The 21,199-nt window shown below is 62.8% G+C and carries 18 protein-coding genes; 3 read left to right on the top strand and 15 right to left on the bottom strand.

The window, feature by feature from the left end; all coding sequences use genetic code 11:
* Window positions 1-2: 2 nt before the first annotated feature.
* The 7 genes from C6558_RS15665 to C6558_RS15635 form a co-directional block, all read right to left on the bottom strand.
* Complete coding sequence (locus C6558_RS15665) at window positions 3-1,658, bottom strand: GMC family oxidoreductase (protein ID WP_025425253.1); 1,656 nt, start codon at window positions 1,656-1,658, stop codon at window positions 3-5.
* A 107-nt stretch (window positions 1,659-1,765) separates the two neighbouring features.
* On the bottom strand, window positions 1,766-2,545 hold the full coding sequence (locus tag C6558_RS15660; protein WP_025425254.1) for a 3-ketoacyl-ACP reductase: 780 nt from the start codon (window positions 2,543-2,545) through the stop codon (window positions 1,766-1,768).
* A complete protein-coding gene (locus C6558_RS15655) occupies window positions 2,542-4,041 on the bottom strand; it encodes an FAD-dependent oxidoreductase (protein WP_025425255.1) in 1,500 nt (499 codons plus the stop codon). The genes C6558_RS15660 and C6558_RS15655 overlap by 4 nt, the downstream gene beginning before the upstream one ends.
* Before the next feature lie 6 nt (window positions 4,042-4,047).
* Window positions 4,048-5,163 (bottom strand): ABC transporter ATP-binding protein, encoded by a 1,116-nt coding sequence (locus C6558_RS15650; protein ID WP_025425256.1) that lies wholly within the window; start codon window positions 5,161-5,163, stop codon window positions 4,048-4,050.
* Window positions 5,164-5,167: 4 nt separating this feature from the next.
* Window positions 5,168-6,049 (bottom strand): carbohydrate ABC transporter permease, encoded by an 882-nt coding sequence (locus tag C6558_RS15645; RefSeq protein WP_025425257.1) that lies wholly within the window; start codon window positions 6,047-6,049, stop codon window positions 5,168-5,170.
* Window positions 6,046-6,927, bottom strand: a complete 882-nt coding sequence (locus C6558_RS15640) for a carbohydrate ABC transporter permease (RefSeq protein WP_025425258.1) — start codon at window positions 6,925-6,927, stop codon at window positions 6,046-6,048. Before C6558_RS15640 ends, C6558_RS15645 begins: the two co-directional genes overlap by 4 nt.
* 179 nt (window positions 6,928-7,106) lie before the next feature.
* On the bottom strand, window positions 7,107-8,339 hold the full coding sequence (locus tag C6558_RS15635) for an ABC transporter substrate-binding protein (RefSeq protein ID WP_371412274.1): 1,233 nt from the start codon (window positions 8,337-8,339) through the stop codon (window positions 7,107-7,109).
* A gap of 316 nt (window positions 8,340-8,655) precedes the next feature.
* Here C6558_RS15635 and C6558_RS15630 point away from each other — a divergent pair, with 316 nt between their 5' ends.
* On the top strand, window positions 8,656-9,720 hold the full coding sequence (locus C6558_RS15630; RefSeq protein WP_025425260.1) for a LacI family transcriptional regulator: 1,065 nt from the start codon (window positions 8,656-8,658) through the stop codon (window positions 9,718-9,720).
* 202 nt (window positions 9,721-9,922) lie between these two features.
* On the opposite strand, the gene C6558_RS15625 is transcribed toward C6558_RS15630, so the two are convergent.
* Genes C6558_RS15625 through C6558_RS15605 form a run of 5 tightly spaced genes read right to left on the bottom strand, consistent with a single transcriptional unit; the run spans window position 9,923 to window position 15,868 of the window.
* A complete protein-coding gene (locus C6558_RS15625) occupies window positions 9,923-11,431 on the bottom strand; it encodes an aldehyde dehydrogenase family protein (RefSeq protein WP_025425261.1) in 1,509 nt (502 codons plus the stop codon).
* Entirely contained in the window at window positions 11,431-12,210 is a 780-nt protein-coding gene (locus tag C6558_RS15620; RefSeq protein WP_025425262.1) for an enoyl-CoA hydratase/isomerase family protein, read from the bottom strand. Before C6558_RS15620 ends, C6558_RS15625 begins: the two co-directional genes overlap by 1 nt.
* A complete protein-coding gene (locus tag C6558_RS15615) occupies window positions 12,203-13,822 on the bottom strand; it encodes an acyl CoA:acetate/3-ketoacid CoA transferase (protein ID WP_025425263.1) in 1,620 nt (539 codons plus the stop codon). The genes C6558_RS15620 and C6558_RS15615 overlap by 8 nt, the downstream gene beginning before the upstream one ends.
* 4 nt (window positions 13,823-13,826) lie before the next feature.
* Entirely contained in the window at window positions 13,827-14,828 is a 1,002-nt protein-coding gene (locus C6558_RS15610; RefSeq protein ID WP_025425264.1) for a Gfo/Idh/MocA family protein, read from the bottom strand.
* The gene (locus tag C6558_RS15605; protein ID WP_025425265.1) at window positions 14,825-15,868 is read right to left on the bottom strand and encodes a LacI family DNA-binding transcriptional regulator; all 1,044 of its coding nucleotides are present in this window, start codon (window positions 15,866-15,868) and stop codon (window positions 14,825-14,827) included. The genes C6558_RS15610 and C6558_RS15605 overlap by 4 nt, the downstream gene beginning before the upstream one ends.
* A 317-nt stretch (window positions 15,869-16,185) precedes the next feature.
* On the opposite strand from C6558_RS15605, the gene C6558_RS15600 reads away from it, so the two are divergent.
* On the top strand, window positions 16,186-17,358 hold the full coding sequence (locus C6558_RS15600) for a dihydrodipicolinate synthase family protein (RefSeq protein ID WP_025425266.1): 1,173 nt from the start codon (window positions 16,186-16,188) through the stop codon (window positions 17,356-17,358).
* 65 nt (window positions 17,359-17,423) lie between these two features.
* On the opposite strand, the gene C6558_RS39935 is transcribed toward C6558_RS15600, so the two are convergent.
* The 3 genes from C6558_RS39935 to C6558_RS15590 all read right to left on the bottom strand — a co-directional run bounded on the left by C6558_RS39935 (window position 17,424) and on the right by C6558_RS15590 (window position 20,491).
* Window positions 17,424-17,561, bottom strand: coding sequence for a hypothetical protein (locus C6558_RS39935; RefSeq protein WP_156408076.1), 138 nt, complete (start codon window positions 17,559-17,561; stop codon window positions 17,424-17,426).
* 92 nt (window positions 17,562-17,653) lie between these two features.
* The gene (locus tag C6558_RS15595; protein ID WP_025425267.1) at window positions 17,654-19,717 is read right to left on the bottom strand and encodes a M3 family metallopeptidase; all 2,064 of its coding nucleotides are present in this window, start codon (window positions 19,715-19,717) and stop codon (window positions 17,654-17,656) included.
* Window positions 19,718-19,849: 132 nt separating this feature from the next.
* Window positions 19,850-20,491 (bottom strand): LysE family translocator, encoded by a 642-nt coding sequence (locus tag C6558_RS15590; RefSeq protein ID WP_025425268.1) that lies wholly within the window; start codon window positions 20,489-20,491, stop codon window positions 19,850-19,852.
* 515 nt (window positions 20,492-21,006) lie between these two features.
* Here C6558_RS15590 and C6558_RS15585 point away from each other — a divergent pair.
* The coding region (locus C6558_RS15585; RefSeq protein WP_245449184.1) for an isocitrate/isopropylmalate family dehydrogenase at window positions 21,007-21,199 on the top strand (193 nt) is incomplete at its 3' end.

The following is a 21,199-nucleotide window of genomic DNA, read 5'->3' as shown; positions in this document are numbered from 1 at the left end:
CCTCAACGGATATCGGCGCGGGCACGTGGCCGGGCATCGTTTCGTTCATGGGCGAAGATCTCCGGCGGCAAGGGCTGGCGCTCGCGAATGATGTCGGCGCCCTTTTCGCCCATCATGATCGTCGGCCCGTTGGTGTTGCAAGAGGGAACGCGCGGCATGACCGAACTGTCGCAGACGCGAAGGCCCTCCAGCCCACGCACTTTCAGATCGAGTCCGACCACGGCCATGGCGTCGGTGCCCATCTTGCAGGTGCCGACCGGGTGGTGGTCGGTCTTGGCATTGGCGCAGCCATAGTCGAAGAACTGCTCGTCGGAGACGACAGTGTTGCCCGGCAAACGTTCCGCCAGCACGAAAGGCTTGAGGGCGGCCTGCTGCATGATCTCGCGGGCTATCTTCAGCCCCTCGATCGACATCTTGCGGTCGTGCGGATCTTCCCAGTAATTCGGATCGATCAGCGGCGCTGCGGCCGGATCAGCGTCGGAAAGCCTGACGGTGCCGCGTGAGCGCGGATGCAGATAGGCGGAATTGAGCGTCACGCCGGCGTTCTTCAGTCGCGCGACGCCAGCCTCGATGCCGGAGCCGAGGCCGAGGTGGAACTGGATATCCGGCGAGCGGGCATCCGGGTCGGCGTACCAGAAGCCGCCGGTCTCAAACAGGCTCGATGCCACCGGGCCGGAGCGGAAAAGCACGTATTGCAGGCCGGCCCAGAGCGTCCGGTGCAGCTTCGCGACGTTGTCATAGGTGTGATCGCCGGTGCATTCGGAAATGACGAACAGATCGAGGTGGTCCTGCAGATTGCCACCGACGCCGGGTAGGTCGTGCTTTACCGGCACGCCCACCGACTTCAGGTGATCCGCCGGGCCGATACCGGATTGAAGGAGCAGCTTCGGCGAACCGATGGCGCCCGACGTGACCAGAACTTCCCGCTCCGCCCGGATCGTCTCGCTTCCCTTCGCCGTCACCACCTCGACGCCGACGGCGCGCGTACCCTCGAGCACGATCCGGGCGACGCGCGTTCCGGTGCGAACGGTAAGGTTCCGGCGGTCCTTGATCGGTGAGAGATAGGCAAGCGACGCGCTCGAACGCCGGCGATTGCGCTGCGTCAGTTGGTAGAAGCCGACGCCGGCCTGCTGACGGCCGTTGAAATCGTGATTGTAGGGAATGCCGAGTTCCTGGCCGGCGCGGATGTAGGCATCGCAGATCGGCAAGGTAGAAACCGGCATCGAGACGCCGAGCGGACCGCCATAGGCATGATAGTCGTCGGCGAAGCGCTGGTTGTCTTCGGCGCGCTTGAAATAGGGAAGAACGCTGCGATAGTCCCAGCCGGCACAGCCGTCCTCGGACGCCCAGAGGTCATAGTCGGCCGCATTGCCGCGGGTGTAGAGCTGGGCATTGATCGACGAACCGCCGCCGATGACCTTGGCCTGGGTGTAGCGCAGCACCCTGCCCTTCATGTGTTTCTGTGGCACGGTCTCCCAGCCCCAACTTGCAACTCCCTTGGTCATCTTGGCAAAACCGGCCGGCATGTGAAACAGCGGGTTCCAGTCGCCGCCACCCGCCTCCAGCAACAGGACGCGGACCGACGGATCCTCAGAGAGACGGTTGGCGAGAACGCAGCCGGCAGGGCCGGCACCGGTGATGATATAGTCGTATGTCATTGCCTGTCTTCCTCCACGGCACGGCATTTGGAACGTTCCAAATTTCCGACGTGTTAAACTCGAAACCTGCTCGCCGTTGCGAGCCCCGGACTGCCCTGCACTATTTTCTAGAGTCGACCGATCGACAGGCCGCCATCGGCCTGGATGACTGAGCCGGTCGCAAAGCCGAATTTGCCGCTGGCAAGCCCTGCGGCGATGTTGCCGATGTCTTCTGGCTCGCCCCAGCGTTTCATCGGCACCAGTCCGCCGTCGATCAGGGCGTCGTATTTCGCCGAGACGCCAGCGGTCATGTCAGACCGGATGACCCCGGGCCGGATTTCGAAGACGGAGATGCCTGTGTCGGCCAGCCGCAAGGCGAGCCCCTGGCTGAAGGCGGCAAGGCCGGCCTTGGTCATGCAATAGTCGAGCCGCTCGGGCGAACTCATGGTCGCGGAAACCGATGTGATGTTGATGATTGAACGTGGTGCCGCACCTGGCGGCTCGGTGAGCATCGAGAGCAACACGGCCTGGGTGAAGAACACTGTGCCGCGCAAGTTGGTGGCGACGATCGTGTCGAAATTCTCCGGCAGAAGGTCGAGAAAGTCGCCGCGCACGACGGAGGCGATGCCGGCGTTGTTGACGAGGCAGCGGATCGGGCCCAGTTCCTGGCGGATGCAGGCGACGGTGGCGGCATGCGCGCCGATATCGGCGAGATTGGCCTCGAGGTAGATGGCGCGACCGCCTTGCGCCGATAGCTCGGAGAGCGTGGCTTGCGTCGCTTGATCCGCCGCACCGAGCCCCGTCAGCGCTATGTCGAAGCCGTCGCGCGCCAGTGCCCGGGCCACGCCGAGTCCGATTCCGCGCCGGCCACCGGTGACAACAGCCACGGGACGCGTCGATGTCGTCATGCTCTCAGCTCCTTCGCAACGATATGGTCGGCAACGCGCAGCGCCTGTGCCGCCACCGTCAGCGCCGGGTTGACCGCAGCGGACGTTGGCAGGAAGCCGGCATCGACGACAAAGAGGTTCGGATGATCGAAGGCGCGGCAATAAACGTCGAGCGGCGCCTGACCGGGATCGGTGCCCATCCGGATCGTGCCGCACTGGTGCGACGGCGTGCGCTTGTCGAAGGCCTGGGAGAGCACGATCGGATAGCCTGCAGCTTTGAAGTGGGCGCGCATCTTCGCTTCGAGCCCGGAAAGCGCCTCCATGTTCGAGCGCCGCCACTGCATGATGATGCCCTTGCCGTCGACCATGATGCGGCTTTCCGGGTTCGGCAGGTCCTCCGTCATCATGTACCAGTCGACCGCATGACCGGCCATGAAATCCAATGCGAAGCGCGGCGCCCAGACCGGCGCATTGGCCTTGAGGATGTCACCGTTGATCTTGCCGAGCAGCTGGACATTGCCGAGTGGCAAACCGTCCCTGCCGCCGGTCAGGTAATAATCGTTCAGCATCAGCGTCTTCTGGTAGATGCTGTCATTGCGCCTGAACGGATTGATCGCCAGCATGGCGCTGCAATTGTGGTTCATGAAGTTGCGGCCGACCTGGCCGGAGGCGTTGGCGAGCCCCTTGCCATCGCCGGAGCGCAGCAAGATGGCGGCCGAGTTGATCGCGCCCGCCGACAGGATCACCAACTTGGGCGACAGGCGCTTCTTCTCGCCCCTATGGGTGTAATGGACCGCCTCGATCCGGCCGCCCCGACCTTTCTCCAGCGTGTCGACATGCGCGGAGGTGATCAGCTCGATGTTGGGGTCATTCAGCGCGGAGGCGAGCGATGCGGTCTCGGCATCCTTCTTGCCCTTGCCGGTGTTGGGAAACCCGTCCCATGGCGTGCGCCCGCCTGCCAGCCACGTCTCGATGTCGACGCCAAGCGGCAGCGTCGCCGGATTGAGCCCCTGCGCCTTCAACTCGGCGCGCGCGCGAGCAATTGCCGGCTCGTCCGGTACCGGGCCATAAGGGTAGGGCGAGGCGTGGAACGGCTCCGTAGGGTCCTGACCCAATTCGCCACGCACCTCGAACAGTTGCTCGGCTTTGCCGTACCACGGCTCCAGCTCTTCATAGAGAAAGGGCCATGCCGGCGAAACGCCGCCAAGATGCTGCATCTCGGTGAAATCCTCTGCACGGTAGCGCAAGAGCACCGCACCGAAGAGTTTGGAATTGCCGCCAACGAAATAGAAATTGCCCGGATTGAACTCCGTGCCGTCGGCTTCGCGCCACATCTCCTTGGGCCGGAAATGGCCCTTGACGAAGATCGAACTATAGCTGCGCGCTTCCGGTGTGTCGGGCAGGCGCTCGCCGCGCTCGAGTATGGCTATGCGCGCCCCGGAGCCGGCAAGCCCCGCCGCAACGGTGGAGCCGCCGATGCCCGACCCGATGATGACGATATCCGGCTGCTGCTCCATCGGCCGTTACGCGATCCGTTGCTGCGTCTGAGGATCGAAGAACACCGCCTTGTCGAGATTGAAGGCGAGCTGCGACGTCTGGCCGGGTGCGATGCGCGCATCGGCACGCAGGCGGGCGACGACCTCCTTGCCGCCAAGGCGGGTCACCGCAAAGGTGTCCGAACCGGCGGGCTCGACCACCTCGATCAGGCATTCGCCTTCGACGATCGCCTTGGCATTGCGGTCGGCACCGTCAGGGTCGGTCAGTGCTTCCGGGCGGATGCCGAAGACGACGTCCTTGCCGGCATAGGTAGAGAGTGCGCCGCTGGCATGCGGAACGGTGAGCTTCATCGGCTCGGCGTTCGGGCGCGCGAGCGTGACGGCAACATCGGCGCCGTTCCTTTCGATCCGGGCCGTCAGCAGGTTCATGGCCGGCGAACCCATGAAGTCGGCGACGAACATGTTGGCCGGATTGTTGTAGATTTCGGCCGGCGTCCCGAATTGCTGCAGCACGCCATCCTTCAATACCGCGATCTTGGTCGCCAGCGTCATCGCCTCGATCTGGTCGTGGGTGACGTAGACGATGGTTGTCTTCATCCGGTGGTGGAGACGCTTGATCTCGGTGCGCATGTCGACGCGCAGCTTGGCGTCCAGGTTCGACAGCGGTTCGTCGAAGAGAAAGACCTGCGGCTTGCGCACAAGGGCGCGGCCCATGGCGACACGCTGGCGCTGGCCGCCGGAAAGCTGGCTCGGCTTGCGATCGAGCAGATGGCCGATCTGCAGCATGTCGGCGACCTGCTTGATCGCCTTCTCGCGTTCGTCCTTCGGCACGCCGCGGATTTCCATGCCGAAGGCGATGTTGCCCGCAACCGTCATGTTCGGATAGAGCGCGTAGGACTGGAACACCATGGCGATGTCGCGCTTGGACGGGTGCAGATCGGCGACCGACCGGCCGTTGATGGCGATCTCGCCCGAGGTGATTGGCTCCAGCCCGGCAATGGTGTTGAGCAGGGTGGACTTGCCGCAGCCGGACGGGCCGACGAGCACGAGGAAGCCGCCTTCGTCGATCTCCAGATTGATGTCCTTCAGGATCTCGAGCGAGCCGTAGGATTTGCGCAGGTTGCTGATTTTGAGGAACGACATGAGCTTATCCTTTCACGGCGCCGGACATCAGCCCGCGCACGAAGTAGCGGCCGGACACGATGTAGACGATGAGCGTTGGCAGGGCGGCGAGGATCGCGCCCGCGAAATGAACGTTGTATTCCTTGACCCCGGTCGACGAGCTGACGAGGTTGTTGAGCGCCACCGTCATCGGCGTCGAAGAGGCGCCGGAGAAGGATGCCCCGAACAGGAAGTCGTTCCAGATATTGGTGAACTGCCAGATGACCGAGACGACGATGATCGGACCGGACGACGGCAGCAGGATCCGCCAGAAGATCTGGAAGAAGCTGGCGCCATCGATCTGCGCCGCACGCACGAGTTCCGTCGGGAAGGCTTCGTAGTAGTTGCGGAAATAGAGCGTGGTGAAGCCGAGGCCGTAGATCACGTGGACGAAGATCAGGCCCCAGATCGATCCGGCAAGGCCGATGATGCCAAGCACGCGCGCCATCGGGATCAGCACGATCTGGAACGGGATGAAGCACGACAGGAGCAGCATGCCGAAGAAGATGTTGGCACCGGGAAAGCGCCACTTGGTCAGGACGTAGCCATTGAGCGCGCCGATCATCGTCGAGATCGCGACGGCCGGCACCACCATCAGGATCGAGTTGATGAAGAACGGCTTCAGGCCTGTCGGCTGAACTCCGATCTGCGCCGTCGACCAGGCCGAAAGCCAGGGTTCCAGTGTCAGGGTCTGCGGTAGGTTGAGCATGCCGCCCTGGCGGATCTCGTCGAGCGGTTTCAGCGAGTTGACCAGCATGACATAGAGCGGCAGCAGCGAATAGAGCGCAAAGACGATGAGTACCGTGTAGATCAGGGCACGCGTCAGGCGGTTGTGCGAGATGACATTGTCTGGGCTGGGGGCGCTCATGGGCGTTTTCCTCCGCGGATTTCGGAGTAGAGATAGGGAACGATGATCGAGAAGATCATCACCAGCATGATGATGGCCGACGAGGCGCCGATGCCCATCTGGTTGCGGGTGAAGGTGTAGGAATACATGAAAGTCGCCGGCAATTCGGTCGCCTGGCCCGGCCCGCCGCCGGTGAGCGCGATGATCAGGTCGTAGGCCTTGATCGCCAGATGGGCGAGAACGACGAAGGCGGAGAGGAAGACCGGCCGCATCAAGGGAATGATGATCCGCCGGTAGATCGTCGATGTCGGTGCGCCATCGATCTGCGCCGCCTTGATGATCTCGTTGTCGACGCCGCGCAGACCGGCAAGGAACATCGCCATGATGAAGCCGGTCGATTGCCAGACGGCGGCGATCACCACGCAATAGATCGCGTAGTTGCGGTCCTTGATCCAGTTGAACGAAAAGCTCTCCCAGCCCCAGAGGTGCATGGTGTTTTCAAGCCCGATGCCGGGATCGAGGAACCACTTCCAGGCCGTGCCGGTCACGATGAACGACAGCGCCATCGGATAGAGGTAGATCGGCCGTAGGAAGCCTTCCGCCCGGATCTTCTGGTCGAGCAGGATCGCAAGTCCAAGCCCCAGCACCGAGCAGATGGCGATATAGAGCGAAGCGAAGATCGCCAGATTGCTCACCGCCCGCCACCAGTGCGGCAGGGCCCAGAGCTTCTGATAATTGCTGAAACCGACGAAATTGTAGGACGGCAGCATCTTGCTGTCCGTCATCGACAGGAAGCCGGTATAGGCGATGAAGCCATAAACAAAGATCAGGACGATAACGAAGCTCGGGGCAAGGACCAGCTTCGGTATCAGGTCCTGCAGTCGACTGCGGTTATCCATGAACGTTCACCACTTCTGGCGCTCTGCCGTCGGGAAACTCCCTGGTATCGGCATCCGCGCAGGTTCTTTGTATCAAACCGCTCCCCTGCGTCCGCGATGGACGCGACGCTTCGAAGACGCTTGCATGTCAGAATGAGTGTCCGGGACGCTTGCTCGCGTCCCGGACCGGGCCTCGCCCGTTACTTCGCAGCCGCGACGGCGGCGACGAGTTCCTTGACCGCCTCATCGGAGGTCAATTCACCGTTGAACTCGCGCGTCACGACGTCGTAGATCGCGTTCTTGACGGCAGCTGGGTTGGCATGGCCATGGGCCATGGAACCGAACAGCGTGCCGTTGGTGTTGGCTTCGGCGAGATCCTTGATGCCCTTCTTGCCGCAAGCGTCGAAGTCCGTATCCGGAACGTCGGTGCGTGCAGGAACCGAACCCTTGACGACGTTGAAGGCCGACTGGAAGGTCGGGCTTTCGATCGCCGAGGCCATCTGCAGCTGTGCCGGGATCTTGTCGTCAGCAACCTTGAACATCGCGAACTGGTCGGAGTTGAAGGTGACGGACCCTTGCGTACCCGGGAAGCGCATGCAGACGAAATCGGTGCCTGGCACCTTCTTCGCCTTCAGGAACTCGCCCTTGGCCCAGTCGCCCATGAACTGCAGGCCGGCCTTGTTCTCGATCACCATTGCCGAAGCGAGGTTCCAGTCGCGGCCGGAGAAGTTGTCGTCGACATAGGAGCGCAGCTTCGTCATGCGGTCGAAGGCTTCCTTCATCTTGTCGCCACCGAGCGCTGCCGGATCGAGATCGATGAAGGCCTGCTTGTAGAAATCATTGCCGAGCGAGAGCACGACGGCGTCGAAGATCGTCGCGTCCTGCCACGGCTGGCCGCCATGGGCGATCGGCGTGATGCCCTGAGCCTTGAAGTTGTCGAGAAGGACGATGAGCTCGTCCCAGTTCGCCGGCTCCTTGCCGCCGGCCTTGTCGAGGGCAGCCTTGTTGATCCAGACCCAGTTGGTCGAGTGGACGTTGACCGGAGCGGCGATCCAGTGGCCGTCATACTTCGAGAACTGCTGCAGGGCCGTCGGGATGACCTTGTCCCAGCCTTCCTTGGAAGCGGTATCGTCAAGGTTGCCGAGTGCGCCTTCCTTGGCCCAGTCGAGAATATCGAAACCGAGCATCTGCACTGCGGTCGGAGCGTTGCCCGAGGTGACGCGGGCGCGAAGCACGGTCATGGCTTCCGTGCCGCCGCCGCCGGCGACCGGCATATCGGTCCAGGAAATACCCTTGCTTTCGAGGTCCTTCTTCAGAACGTCGAGCGCAGCAGCCTCACCGCCGGAAGTCCACCAGTGCAGCACTTCCACGTTTTCTGCTGCGCGCGCGGCGGTGGCCGCCATCATCAGCGCCACAACAGCCGTCGTCGTCATCAACTTGCGCATCGTTATCCTCCCGTTTGCAAGTTATCGAAGCGGAACCTCCTCCCGCCTCGGATATCGCACCGCCTAAGGCAGCGGCTGGCCAATTTAAAACGTTATAAATTCAGCAAGTCAAGCATTCCGCACGCGTGCACTTCCTCACCTCACGAAGCAATTGAATTTGCTGAATTATATACAACAGTTTGCGTTTCGCAGTGCAGCAATTCATGCCGCGTCGCGAGATTTAAAACGTTTTCATGATTCGATTGCCTAAGCGTTCGTGCCACGTTACAAAAGCCGCTCTTGACCGCCTTGAGGATGACTAGCATTGGCCGATTCCCCCAAGCCCGCCCGTTCCGAAGACATTGGTTCGCCCGCCAGACGGGGCAAGCCGACCCTTCGCACGATCGCCGAGATCACCGGGCTTGCGGTCACCACCGTTTCGCGCGCCCTCGCCGAAGCGCCGCAAATCTCCGCCGACACCCGCAAGCGGGTTCGCGAGGTGGCGATCGAAATCGGCTATTCGCCCGATCGCGCCGCCCAGCGCCTGAAGACCGGCCGCACCAACGTCATCGCCGTCCTGCTCGACCCACACGAGGAAATCCTCGGCTATGGCACCTCGATCATGAGCGGCATCGCCAAGGCGCTGCAGGGCACGTCCTATCACCTGATCGTCATGCCGAACTTCCTCAACACGACCAATGTCGAGGCGGTGAACTACATCACCCGCAACAGCATGGCTGATGGTCTGATCTTCTCGCGCACCGAACCGCTCGATCCGCGCGTCATGTTGCTTTCGGAGATCGGCTTTCCGTTCGTCACCCACGGACGCACCGAGCTTTCGACCCCGCACGCCTATGTCGACTACGACAACTTCACCTTCTCCTACCAGGCCACCCGCCGGCTGATCGCCAAGGGGCGCCGCAAGCCGGCACTGATCAGCGGCCCAACCGACTTCACCTTCGGCGGCCACCTGCAGCACGGCTTCATGACCGCCGTGCGCGAGGCGGGCTGCGCCTACGAAATTCTCTCCGGTATCGATCTCGACAGCCCGGCCGGCGACATCCGCGACCGTGTTCGCCAGCGTTACGCCGAGCCCGACCCGCCTGATAGTTTCATGTGCGGTGGCGAAGTCTGTGCTCTCGCCACCATTACCGGCATGAGCGATTGCGGCCTGACGCTCGGCAACGAATACGACATTGTCGCCAAGCAGACGTCGCACCTCCTGGGCGCGATCCAGCCCCAGGTGGAAACGATCTATGAGGATCTGACGGCTACGGGCGAGGACATGGGCCGCGTGCTGCTCCAGCGCATCGGCGGCGAAACCGACGTCAACAAACTGCAGCTTCTGCTCTCTCCGCAGATCCCCGCCAACTGGTCGGCATCGAACTGAACCGCGCGACAACGACAGGCCGGCGGCGTGCCATGACGCCCCTGCCCGTTTCGTTGCTGCGATCCCTGCCGACATCATCCGTCTCCCCTTGTCCCCTAGAGCGTTTCCGGTTTAAACGGAGTCACGGCGACGCTCTATCTCTTTGTTTTTACGTATTTCCTGACGGAAAACCGCTTCGCACTTTTCCTGGAAATGCTCTAAGTTAGCGCGGCATCCACCAGCCGGTGCGGGCGCCGATATGCATGTTGAGCGTTTTGGTTTCGGTATAATCCTCGACCGCATGCCGACCGAGTTCGCGGCCGAGGCCGGACTGGCGATAACCGCCGAACGGCAGCTCGGAAGCCCCATCCATGAAGGTGTTCATCCAGACCGTGCCGGCGCGCACGCGGCGGCCGATCGTCAGGCAGGTGTCGAAATCGCGGCTCCAGACACCGGCCGACAGACCGTAGTCGATGGAGTTGGCGATGCGGATTGCCTCGTCGGTGGTCTCGAAGGTCAGCACCGACAGCACCGGCCCGAAAACCTCCTCGCGGGCAACAGCCATGTCGGGTCGCACCTGTGAAAGAATGGTTGGCGCCATGAACTGTCCCATGCCGAGATCGAGTGCAGCGCCGCCATGAGCGACAGCGGCACCATCCTTCGATGCGGCAGAAACATAGCCGGCAATCTTTTCCAGATGCTGCGGCGTGATGATCGCGCCGACCTGGGTTTCCGGATCGAGCGGATCGCCGACCTTGACCTTGGCCGCGAGTGCGGCGATGCGCGCCGTCACCTCCTCGGCAATGTCGCGGTGAAGGATCAGCCGCGAGCCGGCATTGCAGCATTCGCCGGCGTTGAAGTAGGCGCCGAACACGGCCGCATCGATGAACTCGTCGAGGTTGGCGTCGGGGAAGACAATCTGCGGGTTCTTGCCGCCGAGTTCGAGCGATACCTTCTTCAACGTCTGCGCCGCATTGGCCATCGTCAGACGGCCGACGCCGGTGGAGCCGGTGAAGGAGATCATGTCGACATCCGCGTGCGTCGTCATCGGCGCGCCGACCTCGGGACCCGTGCCGGTGAGAATGTTGACGACACCGGCCGGTACGCCGGCCGCTTCGAGAATTTCGCCAAGCACGAGCGTCGAGGCTGAGGTCAGTTCGGAAGGCTTGACCACTGTCGTGCAGCCGGCGGCAAGCGCAAAAGGCAGCTTCTGGCTGACGATCAGGAACGGGAAGTTCCACGGCGTGATGATCGAAACGACGCCGATCGCTTCGCGCAGAACCACACCGAGCGTGCCGTCTCCCAGCGTATTGTAGCTTTCGCCGTGAAGATCACGGGCAAGAGCAGCAGCATAACGCCAGATATCGGCAGCGCCACCCAGTTCGCCCTTGGCCTGGCTGATCGGCTTTCCCGATTCGATGGCGTCGAGGAAAGCAAGCTCGTCGGCGCGCGCGGCAATCATGTCGGCCGCCTTGAGCAGGATCAGAGACCGCTCGGACGCCGTCATGCGCGGCCAGGGGCCATCGTCGAAGGCGCGACGGGCAGCAGAGATCGCCCGCTCGGCATCGCCGCTCGCTGCTGCCTGATAGCGGCTGACGACGACGCCGTGGCCGGGGGCGACGCGCTCGATCGTGCGTCCGTCGGCGCTGTCGACCCATTTGCCGTCGATCAGCATCTGGAACGTGCGCACCTTGTGATCGCTAAGTGCCTTGGGCCTCACCAGAACCGTCATTACCATTCTCCCTTGAACTGGGCTTCGCGCTTTTCGGAAAAGGCAGCGACCCCTTCCCTGAGGTCGCCTGTCTTGGCGACGAGGATGGACCCCAGCGCTTCGACCGCGGCACCATTGTCCTCGCCGTTCGCCGAGGCGATCATCAGTTTTGAAATCTCGAGCGCGGCCGGGCCGCGCTTTGCCACGCGGGCTGCGTAGTCGCGCGCCGCCTGCATCACTGTTCCGGTCTCGACGACCCCATCGACAAGGCCTTCGGCCTTCGCCGTCTCTGCCGTAAACATCTCACCGCCGAGTACCATGCGCCGCACGATCTGCGCGCCGAAACGGACGACGAGACGTTGCGTGCCCGACCAGCCGGGAACCATGCCGAGGCTCGTTTCCGGCAGGCCGATCTTGATCTGGCTTTCGGCGATCCGGATGTCAGCCGCCGCGGCTAGTTCCAGGCCGCCGCCGAGGGCATGGCCGTTGAGCGCTGCGATGACGGGCATTCTCAACGTCGCCAGCCGCTCGAAGACGCGATGGCCAAAGCGCACCCAATCATGACCGAAGGCTGCGGCATCCATGCCGCCCCAGGCCTTGATGTCGCCACCGGCGGAGAAGGCCTTGCCCTCACCCGTCAGGATCAGCACGCGCACGTCGCGCATCACTTCCACCGTATCGCAGGCGGCAGCGAGCGCCTTCAGCATGTCGATGTCGAAGGCATTGAGCTTGTCCGGACGCGCGACAGTCATCGTCGCGATCGGGCCGTCGACTGCGATCTGGATGCGCTCCTCAGACACGGGCGCCTCCCGCAAGCGTACGGGCAGCCTTGACCGGCAGTTTCAGGCCGATCGGCGCCTCGTGGAAAAGTGCCGCATCCATGGTCTTCAATCGATCGGATACAAGGAGCGGAAATTCGGACTGGTCGAGAATATGTGCCTGCAGGTCGACACCCGGCGCGATCTCGGTCAGCATCACGCCTTCGGGCGTCAGCTTCATCACGCAGCGCTCGGTGACATAGGTGATGTCCTGCCCCTGCTCGACGCCGCGGCGGCCCGAGAAGGTGACGTGTTCGACCTCGTTGACGAGCTTCTTCAGCTTGCCTTCCTTCTCGATCACCAGCTTGCCATCGGCGACGGCAAGCTTCGCGCCGGCGTTGAACATGCCGGAAAAGACGATCTTCTTGGCTCGAGCAGTAATGTCGACGAAGCCGCCGGCGCCGGCCGTCACATGCGGCCGGAAGGAGAGCTTCGAGACATTAACCGAACCGTTGCGGTCGATTTCGAGGAAGGAGAGCAGCGAGGCATCGAAGCCCGCGCCCTGGAAATAGGTGAACTGGTAGGGCGAAGGCATGAAGGCGTCAGCGTTCGACGCGCAGCCGAAGGCGAAATCCAGGAGCGGTACGCCGCCGACAGCCCCCTGTTCGATCACCCAGGTGACGGCGCCATGCAGGCCCTCCTCGAGCAGGATGCGCGGCACGTTGGCCGAAATGCCGAAGCCGAGGTTGACGGCGCTGCCCGTTTGCAACTCCTGCGCCACCCGGCGGGCAATCACCTTCTGGATGTTGAATTCCGGCACGCGGAAACTGTCGAGCGGACGGAAGATCTCGCCGGAGATGGCCGGATCGTAGAGCGTCTGCGTCGTCTGCTTCTGGTCGGGATCGACGACGACATAGTCGACGAGCACGCCCGGCACACGCACGTCGTGCGGCTTCAACGAGCCTTCCTTGGTGATGCGCTTGACCTGGGCAATGACGATGCCGCCATTGTTGCGGGCGGCCAGCGCCTGATCGAGACCACCGAGATAGGCACCCTCGTGCTCATAGGTAAGATTGCCGCGCTCGTCCGCAGTCGTCGCGCGAATAATCGCCACCTGCGGTGCGATCGCCTTGAAATAGAGCCAGTCCTCGCCCTCAAAGGCGACCTTTTTGACCACCGGCTCGACTGACGCCGAGGCATTCATGGCGCAGCCTTCGCGCGACGGATCGACGAAGGTGTCGAGCCCGACCTTGGTCATAACGCCAGGGCGCTTGGCGGCGGCCTCGCGGTGCATGTCGAAGAGAACGCCGGAGGGGATATTGTAGGCTGCAACCTCGTCGGCGCCGATCATCTGCCAGATCAGGGGCGGTTCGGCACTCGACGGACCCGAGGGATAGGAGCCGCCGATGATCCTCTTCAAAAGTCCCTTCTTGGCGATGTAATCGACACCCTTGATGCCGCTCATGTCGCCGGCGGCGATCGGGTGCAGCGTCGTCAGGTCGCGAGGATGGCCGGTTGCGTCAAAACGCTCGCCGATCGCCTTTAGCATCAGATCGGGGCAGCCAAGACCACTCGACGACGAGACCGAAACGACGGCACCATCCGGGATCAGCGCGGCGGCCTCAGTGGGTGAAATATGCTTGTTCATCGACATCAACTCAAAGTCCCGTTTCGATCGCAGCCGCCTGACCGGTCGCTGCCGCCTTGACGACCGCAAGGCCGGTTGCCAGCGACCAGACACCGTCCTCGCCGGTTGCCGAGGGCTGGCCATGGCCTTCGATCGCTGAATGAAACGCCGCAAGGGCGGTTTCATAGAGATTGGCCGGATCGAGCGGCAGTTGGCTTTCGCCCTCGGCATTACGCAAGGTGACGGTGCCGACCGGCTTCTGCGTCATGACGTTGCGGCCAATCAGCGACCCCTCCGTGCCGTGGACTTCGAACCCGGTCTCGGCAAACTTGGTGGTGAAAGCATCGTGGAACTGGGCGATGACGCCCGACTGGAAGCGCAGCACCCCCATGACGCCGTCCTCCACCCCCTCCTTGCCCATGCCGGCGCTATGGCTGATGGCAACGGCTTCGGCCGGATCGTCGTTAAGGACGAAGCGCAAGGTGTCGGCATCGTGCACGGTAATGTCGAGAATGACGCCGCCACCGGCTTCCGGCCGCTCCAGCCGCCAGCCCTGCAGATGCGGCGGCAGATAGACCGCATGGAAGACCCGTGCCGCGATCGGCCGGCCGATCCGCCCTTCGGCGATGGCATCCCGCATCGCCCGGTGGGCAGCGGCGTTGCGCAGGTGATGGTTGGTGCCAAGCACCACGCCGGCTTCGCGTGCGGCGACAACCATTTCGCGCGCATCCTCCAGCGTCATCGCCAAGGGCTTTTCACATAGCACGTGCTTGCCGGCCCGAATTGCCGCCAGCGTCTGCTCGCGGTGCAGCTCGTTGGTGGTCGAGACGTAGACGGCATCAACATCGGGATCACCGACCAGTTCCTCGACCGACGTCACCGACTTGCCGATGCCATTTTCCGTGGCATAGGCAGCACCGCGCTCAGCGCTGGTGCTCATCACCGAAACCACTTCGCCACCGGTGGCGCGAATTGCGCCAATGACCCATTCGCGCGCGATCGTGCTCGCGCCGATCAGACCCCATCTGTTCATGACAATGCCTCCCTCGTTCTGCGCTCGATCGCAGCACCGCAGCTCTGGCGAACGACGAGACGCACCGAACCGATAATCGCTTCGGCCTCCGCCTTGCCCGCATTGATCTGCTTCAGCAGCAATTCCGCCGCCCTCTGCCCCATGCCTTGCGGATCGACGGACACGGTCGTCAGTGCCGGCACCGCCGTCTTCGCCTCGATCACATCGTCGAAGCCGATCACAGCAAAGTCGGCGCCCGGCTCCAGCCGCCGCGCCCGCAGGCCGTCGCAGACACCGAATGCGACCGCGTCGTTGAAGCAGAGCGCGGCCGTTGGCCGGTCGGAAAGCATCATCGCCTGCTCGATGGCCGTGACACCGCCGGCGCGCGATGGCGCCGAGCCGATGACAAGCGCCTCGGCCGCATCAAGTCCCGCCTCGAGCAAAGCTTCGCGGTAGCCGCGCATGCGCGCCTCGAATACGGCGGTGTCGTGGAAACCACCGAGGAACGCGATGCGCCGATGACCCCGCTCGATCAGGTGGCGCACCGCCGCCATGGCGCCGGCATGATTGTCAGACGTCAGCGATGAAACGCCCGCGTCGGCGATATCGCGAACGACGAGCACGACGGGGATGCCGCTATCGACCAGAGGCGCCAGATCGGCAGCCTCGGTGCCGCGCGCCGGGGAGATGATCAGCCCGGAGACCCCATGCTCGCGCATGGACGCCACGACCTCGCGTTGCCGCTCGATCTTTTCATTCGTGTTGGCGAGAAACTGGACGAAGCCGGCTGACTGCACCACGGTATCGACGCCAACCGCCAGTTCGGCAAAGAAGCTGTTGGTCAGGTCGTTGACGACGATGCCGATGATCTTCGACTTCGATTGGCGCAGGTTGGCAGCGCTGCGATTGTAGACGTAACCAAGCTCGCGAATGGTCGCGTTGACCTTGGCGCGCGTCACCTCGTTGACCAGCGAGCTGCCCTGAAGGACGAGCGACACGGTCGACTTCGACACGCCGGCTGCGTGTGCGATATCCACCACCGTTACCCGTTCCTTGACCAAAGCACCCTCCCAAACCCGCCTTATTTTTCACATTCATAATTGGAACGTTCCAAATTCGTCAAGAGGTGGAGGATCACTTTTTTGGTTTCCGTACTATTCTATGGCCATCTCAGTCCCAGCGATACAGGTAATAGATCCACGGCATCACCGTTGTAATTGTTTATAAATATCCTTGTTTACAATGGCTTATGCCATATTTTTCTTTTCATTCCGGAGCCTTGGCACCTCGATTGGCATCGGATGCCAGATTTCCCACTTGAAATTTGGAACGATCTAAATTATTCGAATGCAACGATCCGAGGAGGAGAAGAAAGCCGATGACAAGCCTGACGCTGCCACGCCATGACGGTTCACTTGAGCGATACAGTCTGGCGGGCATCCCGATCGAGCGGCCAAGCGCCGCCCCAACCTTCAATCGCATTGCCTATGCCGCCGCTCATGTTGTGTCGGATCCGTTTCGCGATGCCGATCCCTGGGGCAATGCCGCCATCGACTGGGAGCGGACGATGGCCTTCCGCCATCATCTCTGGGGCCTGGGCTTCAAGATCGCCGAGGCGATGGACACCGCCCAGCGCGGCATGGGCCTCGCCTGGCCGGGCGCGCAGGAACTGATCCGCCGCTCCCTCACCGAGGCGCGAAGCGTGCCGGGCGCTGACCTTGCCTGCGGTGCGGGCACCGATCACCTGGCGCCCACTGAGGCACGCTCGCTCGACGACGTGATTGCCGCCTACGAGGAACAAATCGGATTCGTCGAGGGTGAGGGCGGCCGCGCCATCATGATGGCAAGCCGCGCGCTTGCCCGCGTCGCCCGCTCGCCCGACGATTATCGCCACGTCTACGGTCACATTCTGCGCCAGACAAAAAACAAGGTCGTGCTGCATTGGCTCGGCGACATGTTCGATCCGCAGCTCAAGGGTTACTGGGGCTCTGACGATTTCAATGAGGCACTCGACGCGGTGCTGTCGATCATCCAGGCCAACCGCGACAAGGTTGAAGGCATCAAGATCTCCCTGCTCGACAACGCCAAAGAAGTCGCCTTGCGCAACCGACTGCCGGAGGGCGTACTTTGCTTCACCGGCGATGACTTCAACTATGCGGAGCTCATCGAGGGCGACGGCGCGAAATACAGTCACGCACTTCTCGGCATTTTCGATGCGGTGGCACCTTCCGCCTCCAAGGCGCTTGCGGCATTGGCCAAGGGCGATGTGGCCACTTTCCGTGGCGTCATCGAGCCGACCGTGCCGCTGTCGCGCAAGATCTTCGAGACGCCGACACAGTACTACAAGGCCGGCGTCGTTTTCCTCGCCTGGCTGAACGGCCACCAGGGCCATTTCACCATGCCGGCAGGCATGCAGTCGGCGCGTGGCCTGCTGCACTACTCCGACATCTTCCGGCTTGCCGACAAGGCCAACGTGCTTGATCGACCCGAGTTGGCGGCAAAGCGGATGCAGAGCTTTGTTACGACCCTCGGCGTCGAACAGGCCGGCTGACAACGAAAAACGGCGCCCGCAACGGGCGCCGTCGATGACCGGGGCAGCGACCCCGGCGGATGGCCTCAGAACGTTGTCGTCAGGCTCATCCAGAAACGGCGGCCCTCCATCACCGTGTTGAAATCCGTCTGCTCGACCTTCTTGTCCAGGAGATTGTAGACGGCGGCACTGAGGGTCAGGCCTTCGCCGAGCAGTCTCGGCAACGCCTCCGACTTCGAGGCGGCGCGCAACACGGCGCGCGCACTGTGGTCGGGCCGATCGCGCCAGATGGCGCGGTAGGACCGACAATCATGCCTCAGGCCGCCAGGCCCTTCTTGGCCAACATGGCATCGGGGCTCGGCAGCTTGCCGCGGAACCCCTTGTAGGCGTCTTCCGGATCGATGGAGCCGCCGACCGAATAGACGTTGTCCCTGAGCTTGCGCGCCATGACGGGATCGAAAGGATTGCCCGTCTCTTCGAAGGCGGCAAACGCATCCGCATCGAGCACTTCCGACCACATGTAGGAATAGTACCCCGCAGAGTAGCCGTCCCCGGAGAAGACATGCAGGAAATGCGGGCTGCGATGCCGCATGACGATCGACTTCGGCATGCCGATCTTTTCCAGTGTCGCCGTTTCGAGCGCCATCGGCTCACCCTGCGTTTCCGCCGTGTGATAGGCCATGTCGACCAAGGCGGACGAGGTGAACTCGACCGTGGCGAAGCCGGAGTTGAAGGTGCGTGCGGCCAGCACCTTGTCGAGCAGCGCCTCGGGCATCGGCTCGCCGGTCTGGTAGTGCACCGCATAGCGCTTGAGGATATCCGGCACCGTCAGCCAGTGTTCGTAGAGCTGCGAAGGCAGTTCGACGAAATCTCGCGACACGCCCGTACCGGATACGGAGGGGTAGGTGACGTTGGATAGCATGCCATGCAACGCATGCCCGAACTCGTGGAAGAGGGTGCGCGCGTCGTCGAGCGACAGGAGCGCCGGCTTGCCTTCAGCGGGTTTGGCAAAGTTGCAGACGTTGTAGATGATCGGCAGTTCGCCGACGGTGCCGTTCTTGAGCGTCAGCTTGTGCTGAGACTGGAACGAACTCATCCAGGCGCCGGAGCGCTTCGACGAACGCGCGAAGTAATCGCCGAGGAACAGCGCCACAAGCTTGCCGGCGGCGTCGCGGATCTCGAAGACGCGCACATCCGGATGATAGCCGGCCATGCCCTTCTTTTCCGTCGCGGTGATGCCGAACAGGCGCTGGGCGACATCGAAGCAGGCGTAGATGATCTTTTCGAGCTGCAGATAAGGCTTCAGCTCGCCTTCCGAGAAATTGAACTTTTCGGCACGCAGCTTTTCCGCATAGTGGCGCCAGTCCCACGGCATGACGTCGTGATTGCGGCCTTCGGCTGCGATCAGCTTGGCAAGATCGGCCTCTTCCTCGCGGGCACGGGAGACCGCCTTTTCCCAGACCTGCATCAACAGGCCGTTCACGGCTGCCGGTGTCTTGGCCATGGTGTTGTCGAGCTTCAGCGCCGCGTAATTGGCATAGCCGAGCAGCCTGGCCTTCTCGGCCCGCAGAGCCAGCGTTTCGGCGATGAGGCCGCGATTGTCGGTCTCGCCGCCATTCTCACCGCGGGCGATCCAGGCCCGGAAGGCCTGCTCCCTCAGCTCGCGATTGTCGGAGAAGGTCAGAAACGGCTCGATGATCGAACGCGACAGCGTCACCGCATATTTGCTCTTTTCGCCGCGGTCGCTGGCGGCAGCCGCCATGGCGTCGCGCAGGAAGTCCGGCACCCCGGCCAGATCCTCGTCGCTCTCAAGGAAGAGGGCCCAGTTCTTTTCGTCGGCAAGCACGTTCTGACCGAACTTGGCGCCGAGGCCGGCAAGCGTCTCGTTGATCGCCGCCAGCCGCTCCTGCTCATCCTTCGCCAGCTTCGCGCCGGATTTGACGAAACCCTTCCAGTGCCGCTCCAGGACCCGCGTCGCCTCAAGGTCGAGACCGAGGGTTTCGCGGTTTTCCCACAGCGTGTCGATCCGCTTGAACAGCGCTGCATTCGTGCCGATCCTGGAATAGTGCCGGGACATTTTCGGCGCGATGTCGCGTTCCAGCGCCTGGATGGTTTCGTTGGTGTCGGCGCCGGCCTTGTTCCAGAAGAGCGAGGAGATGCGCGACAGCTCATCGCCGGCAATCTCAAGCGCGATCACGGTGTTGTCGAAGGTCGGCGCATCAGTGCTTCCGGCGATTTCGTCGATCTCCGCTTCATGCACCTTGAAGGCCGCCTCGAAGGCGGGCGCGAAATCCGTGTCCTTCACCAGGTCGAAGCGGGGCAAGCCCTCATGTCCGGTCCAGGTCGTCAGGGCAGGATTGAGCGGGGTGCTGGCGGTCATGAAGGATCCTTTCGCATGCGGATGCCGGCTAATGGCCGGGGAGGGGAGCGCCCACGCAGCTGGAGACAACGTCGGGCGGAAGAGCTTGAGGTGGTTGCCGGCGGCCCCAGCGTCAAGACTTGGGCTTGGGTTTCAGGGCTTGCGCAGACCGAGAAGGCCGGGGGCGGCGTGCCACACGGCCTGGACGGCAAAGCCGATGAACAGCAGCCCTGAGAGCCGAACGATCGCCAGCTCATGGTGGCGATAGAAACGCCGAACGACCGACGCGCCGATGATTACGATCAGGATCAGGTCGGCAACGAGAAAGCCGATAAGCGAGACGCCGAGCAGCATCGGCAGGGCGTCGAATTCAAGCGCGTTGGCGGAGCCGGCGAGCAGGGCGGTGAAGGTCGCGAGCGCCACCGGATACCCCTTCGGGTTTGTCAGGCCGAAGATAAGCCCGCGCCGGAGCGGTCGCTCCACCGTGATCAGCGCCCTGTTTTCGCCCGTCGGCCGGGCGCGCAGCGCGGTCCAGCCGATCCAGCCGAGATAGAGGCCACAGAAGAGGCCGAGAATGTCGAAGATCGTCGTGCCGACCGAACGCGCGCCGACGATCGCAACCAGCGCCAAGCCCGACCAGAGGATATCGCCGGCGAGATGGCCGCCCATGAACAGGGCGCCTGCCTTGCGGCCCTGGCCGGCACCGATGCCGAGCAAGGCCAGAAAAGCCGGCCCGGGAATGAGCGTATAGGAAAGGGCGGCGAGAAAGGCACCGATCAGCAGCGTCTCGGACATGGCGGGTCCCCGGTTGTGTCAGCGACCATTCGATCCCCAGCCAACGATTCCGTCAAGCGGAAAGGCTGCTCCGAGAGAATGTCGAAACGGGAACTGCAAAAACGCTCCAGGATTTCCAGGCGCACGGTCGCTTCGCGAAAATCGGTAGGCGCGAACGGCAAGACAGACCTCCACCGAAGAGTGGCGGCATGCAGTGACACGAAGAACTGTGTTCTAGCGACGGGAACCGCTGGCTCGACGGTTGCCGAAGACAAGGGCATTGACGCTGGCGCCGAGAAGCGTCGTGATCTCGTGAGTGAAATTGCGCATGATCTCGATCCTTTTCCGTGTGTGTGCGGGCGTTGCGGCTTCGGGCCGCGGATGTGAGAATTCCACCCTTTCGGCGTGCACGCTGTTTCTCCGGTAACCGGCGCGGGGCCGGGATGTTGGCGCACAATTCTTTCGTCGCGATCATTTCCCTCGATACGAAGTTGCGTTAAGACGCGCGCGAGTTTTCCCCGCGAGAAGGACTTTCCATGACAGTGCGCAATCTCTTCCTTCTGCCCGGCGACGGCATCGGCCCGGAAGCCATGGCGGAAGTCCGCAAAATCATCGCCTACATGAATGCCGAGCTTGGCGCCGGCTTCGTGACGGACGAAGGCCTCGTCGGCGGTTCTGCCTATGACGCCCACGGCCAGGCGATTTCGGAAGGGGACATGGCCAAGGCGC

Source organism: Ensifer sp. NM-2, assembly GCF_003024455.1.
GTDB lineage: Bacteria > Pseudomonadota > Alphaproteobacteria > Rhizobiales > Rhizobiaceae > Ensifer > Ensifer canadensis.
This window is presented reverse-complemented; position numbering and strand designations above follow the sequence as displayed.

What these genes read in the sequence shown, in the direction of transcription:
- C6558_RS15665 (WP_025425253.1), bottom strand. Translation starts at nt 1,658, where the DNA reads ATGACATACGACTATATCATCACCGGTGCCGGCCCTGCCGGCTGCGTT.
- C6558_RS15595 (WP_025425267.1), bottom strand. Translation starts at nt 19,717, where the DNA reads ATGACCGCCAGCACCCCGCTCAATCCTGCCCTGACGACCTGGACCGGA.
- C6558_RS15645 (WP_025425257.1), bottom strand. Translation starts at nt 6,049, where the DNA reads ATGAGCGCCCCCAGCCCAGACAATGTCATCTCGCACAACCGCCTGACG.
- C6558_RS15640 (WP_025425258.1), bottom strand. Translation starts at nt 6,927, where the DNA reads ATGGATAACCGCAGTCGACTGCAGGACCTGATACCGAAGCTGGTCCTT.
- C6558_RS15600 (WP_025425266.1), top strand. Translation starts at nt 16,186, where the DNA reads ATGACAAGCCTGACGCTGCCACGCCATGACGGTTCACTTGAGCGATAC.
- C6558_RS15615 (WP_025425263.1), bottom strand. Translation starts at nt 13,822, where the DNA reads ATGTCGATGAACAAGCATATTTCACCCACTGAGGCCGCCGCGCTGATC.
- C6558_RS15660 (WP_025425254.1), bottom strand. Translation starts at nt 2,545, where the DNA reads ATGACGACATCGACGCGTCCCGTGGCTGTTGTCACCGGTGGCCGGCGC.
- C6558_RS15650 (WP_025425256.1), bottom strand. Translation starts at nt 5,163, where the DNA reads ATGTCGTTCCTCAAAATCAGCAACCTGCGCAAATCCTACGGCTCGCTC.
- C6558_RS15610 (WP_025425264.1), bottom strand. Translation starts at nt 14,828, where the DNA reads ATGAACAGATGGGGTCTGATCGGCGCGAGCACGATCGCGCGCGAATGG.
- C6558_RS15655 (WP_025425255.1), bottom strand. Translation starts at nt 4,041, where the DNA reads ATGGAGCAGCAGCCGGATATCGTCATCATCGGGTCGGGCATCGGCGGC.
- C6558_RS15635 (WP_371412274.1), bottom strand. Translation starts at nt 8,339, where the DNA reads ATGACGACGACGGCTGTTGTGGCGCTGATGATGGCGGCCACCGCCGCG.
- C6558_RS15590 (WP_025425268.1), bottom strand. Translation starts at nt 20,491, where the DNA reads ATGTCCGAGACGCTGCTGATCGGTGCCTTTCTCGCCGCCCTTTCCTAT.
- C6558_RS15625 (WP_025425261.1), bottom strand. Translation starts at nt 11,431, where the DNA reads ATGACGGTTCTGGTGAGGCCCAAGGCACTTAGCGATCACAAGGTGCGC.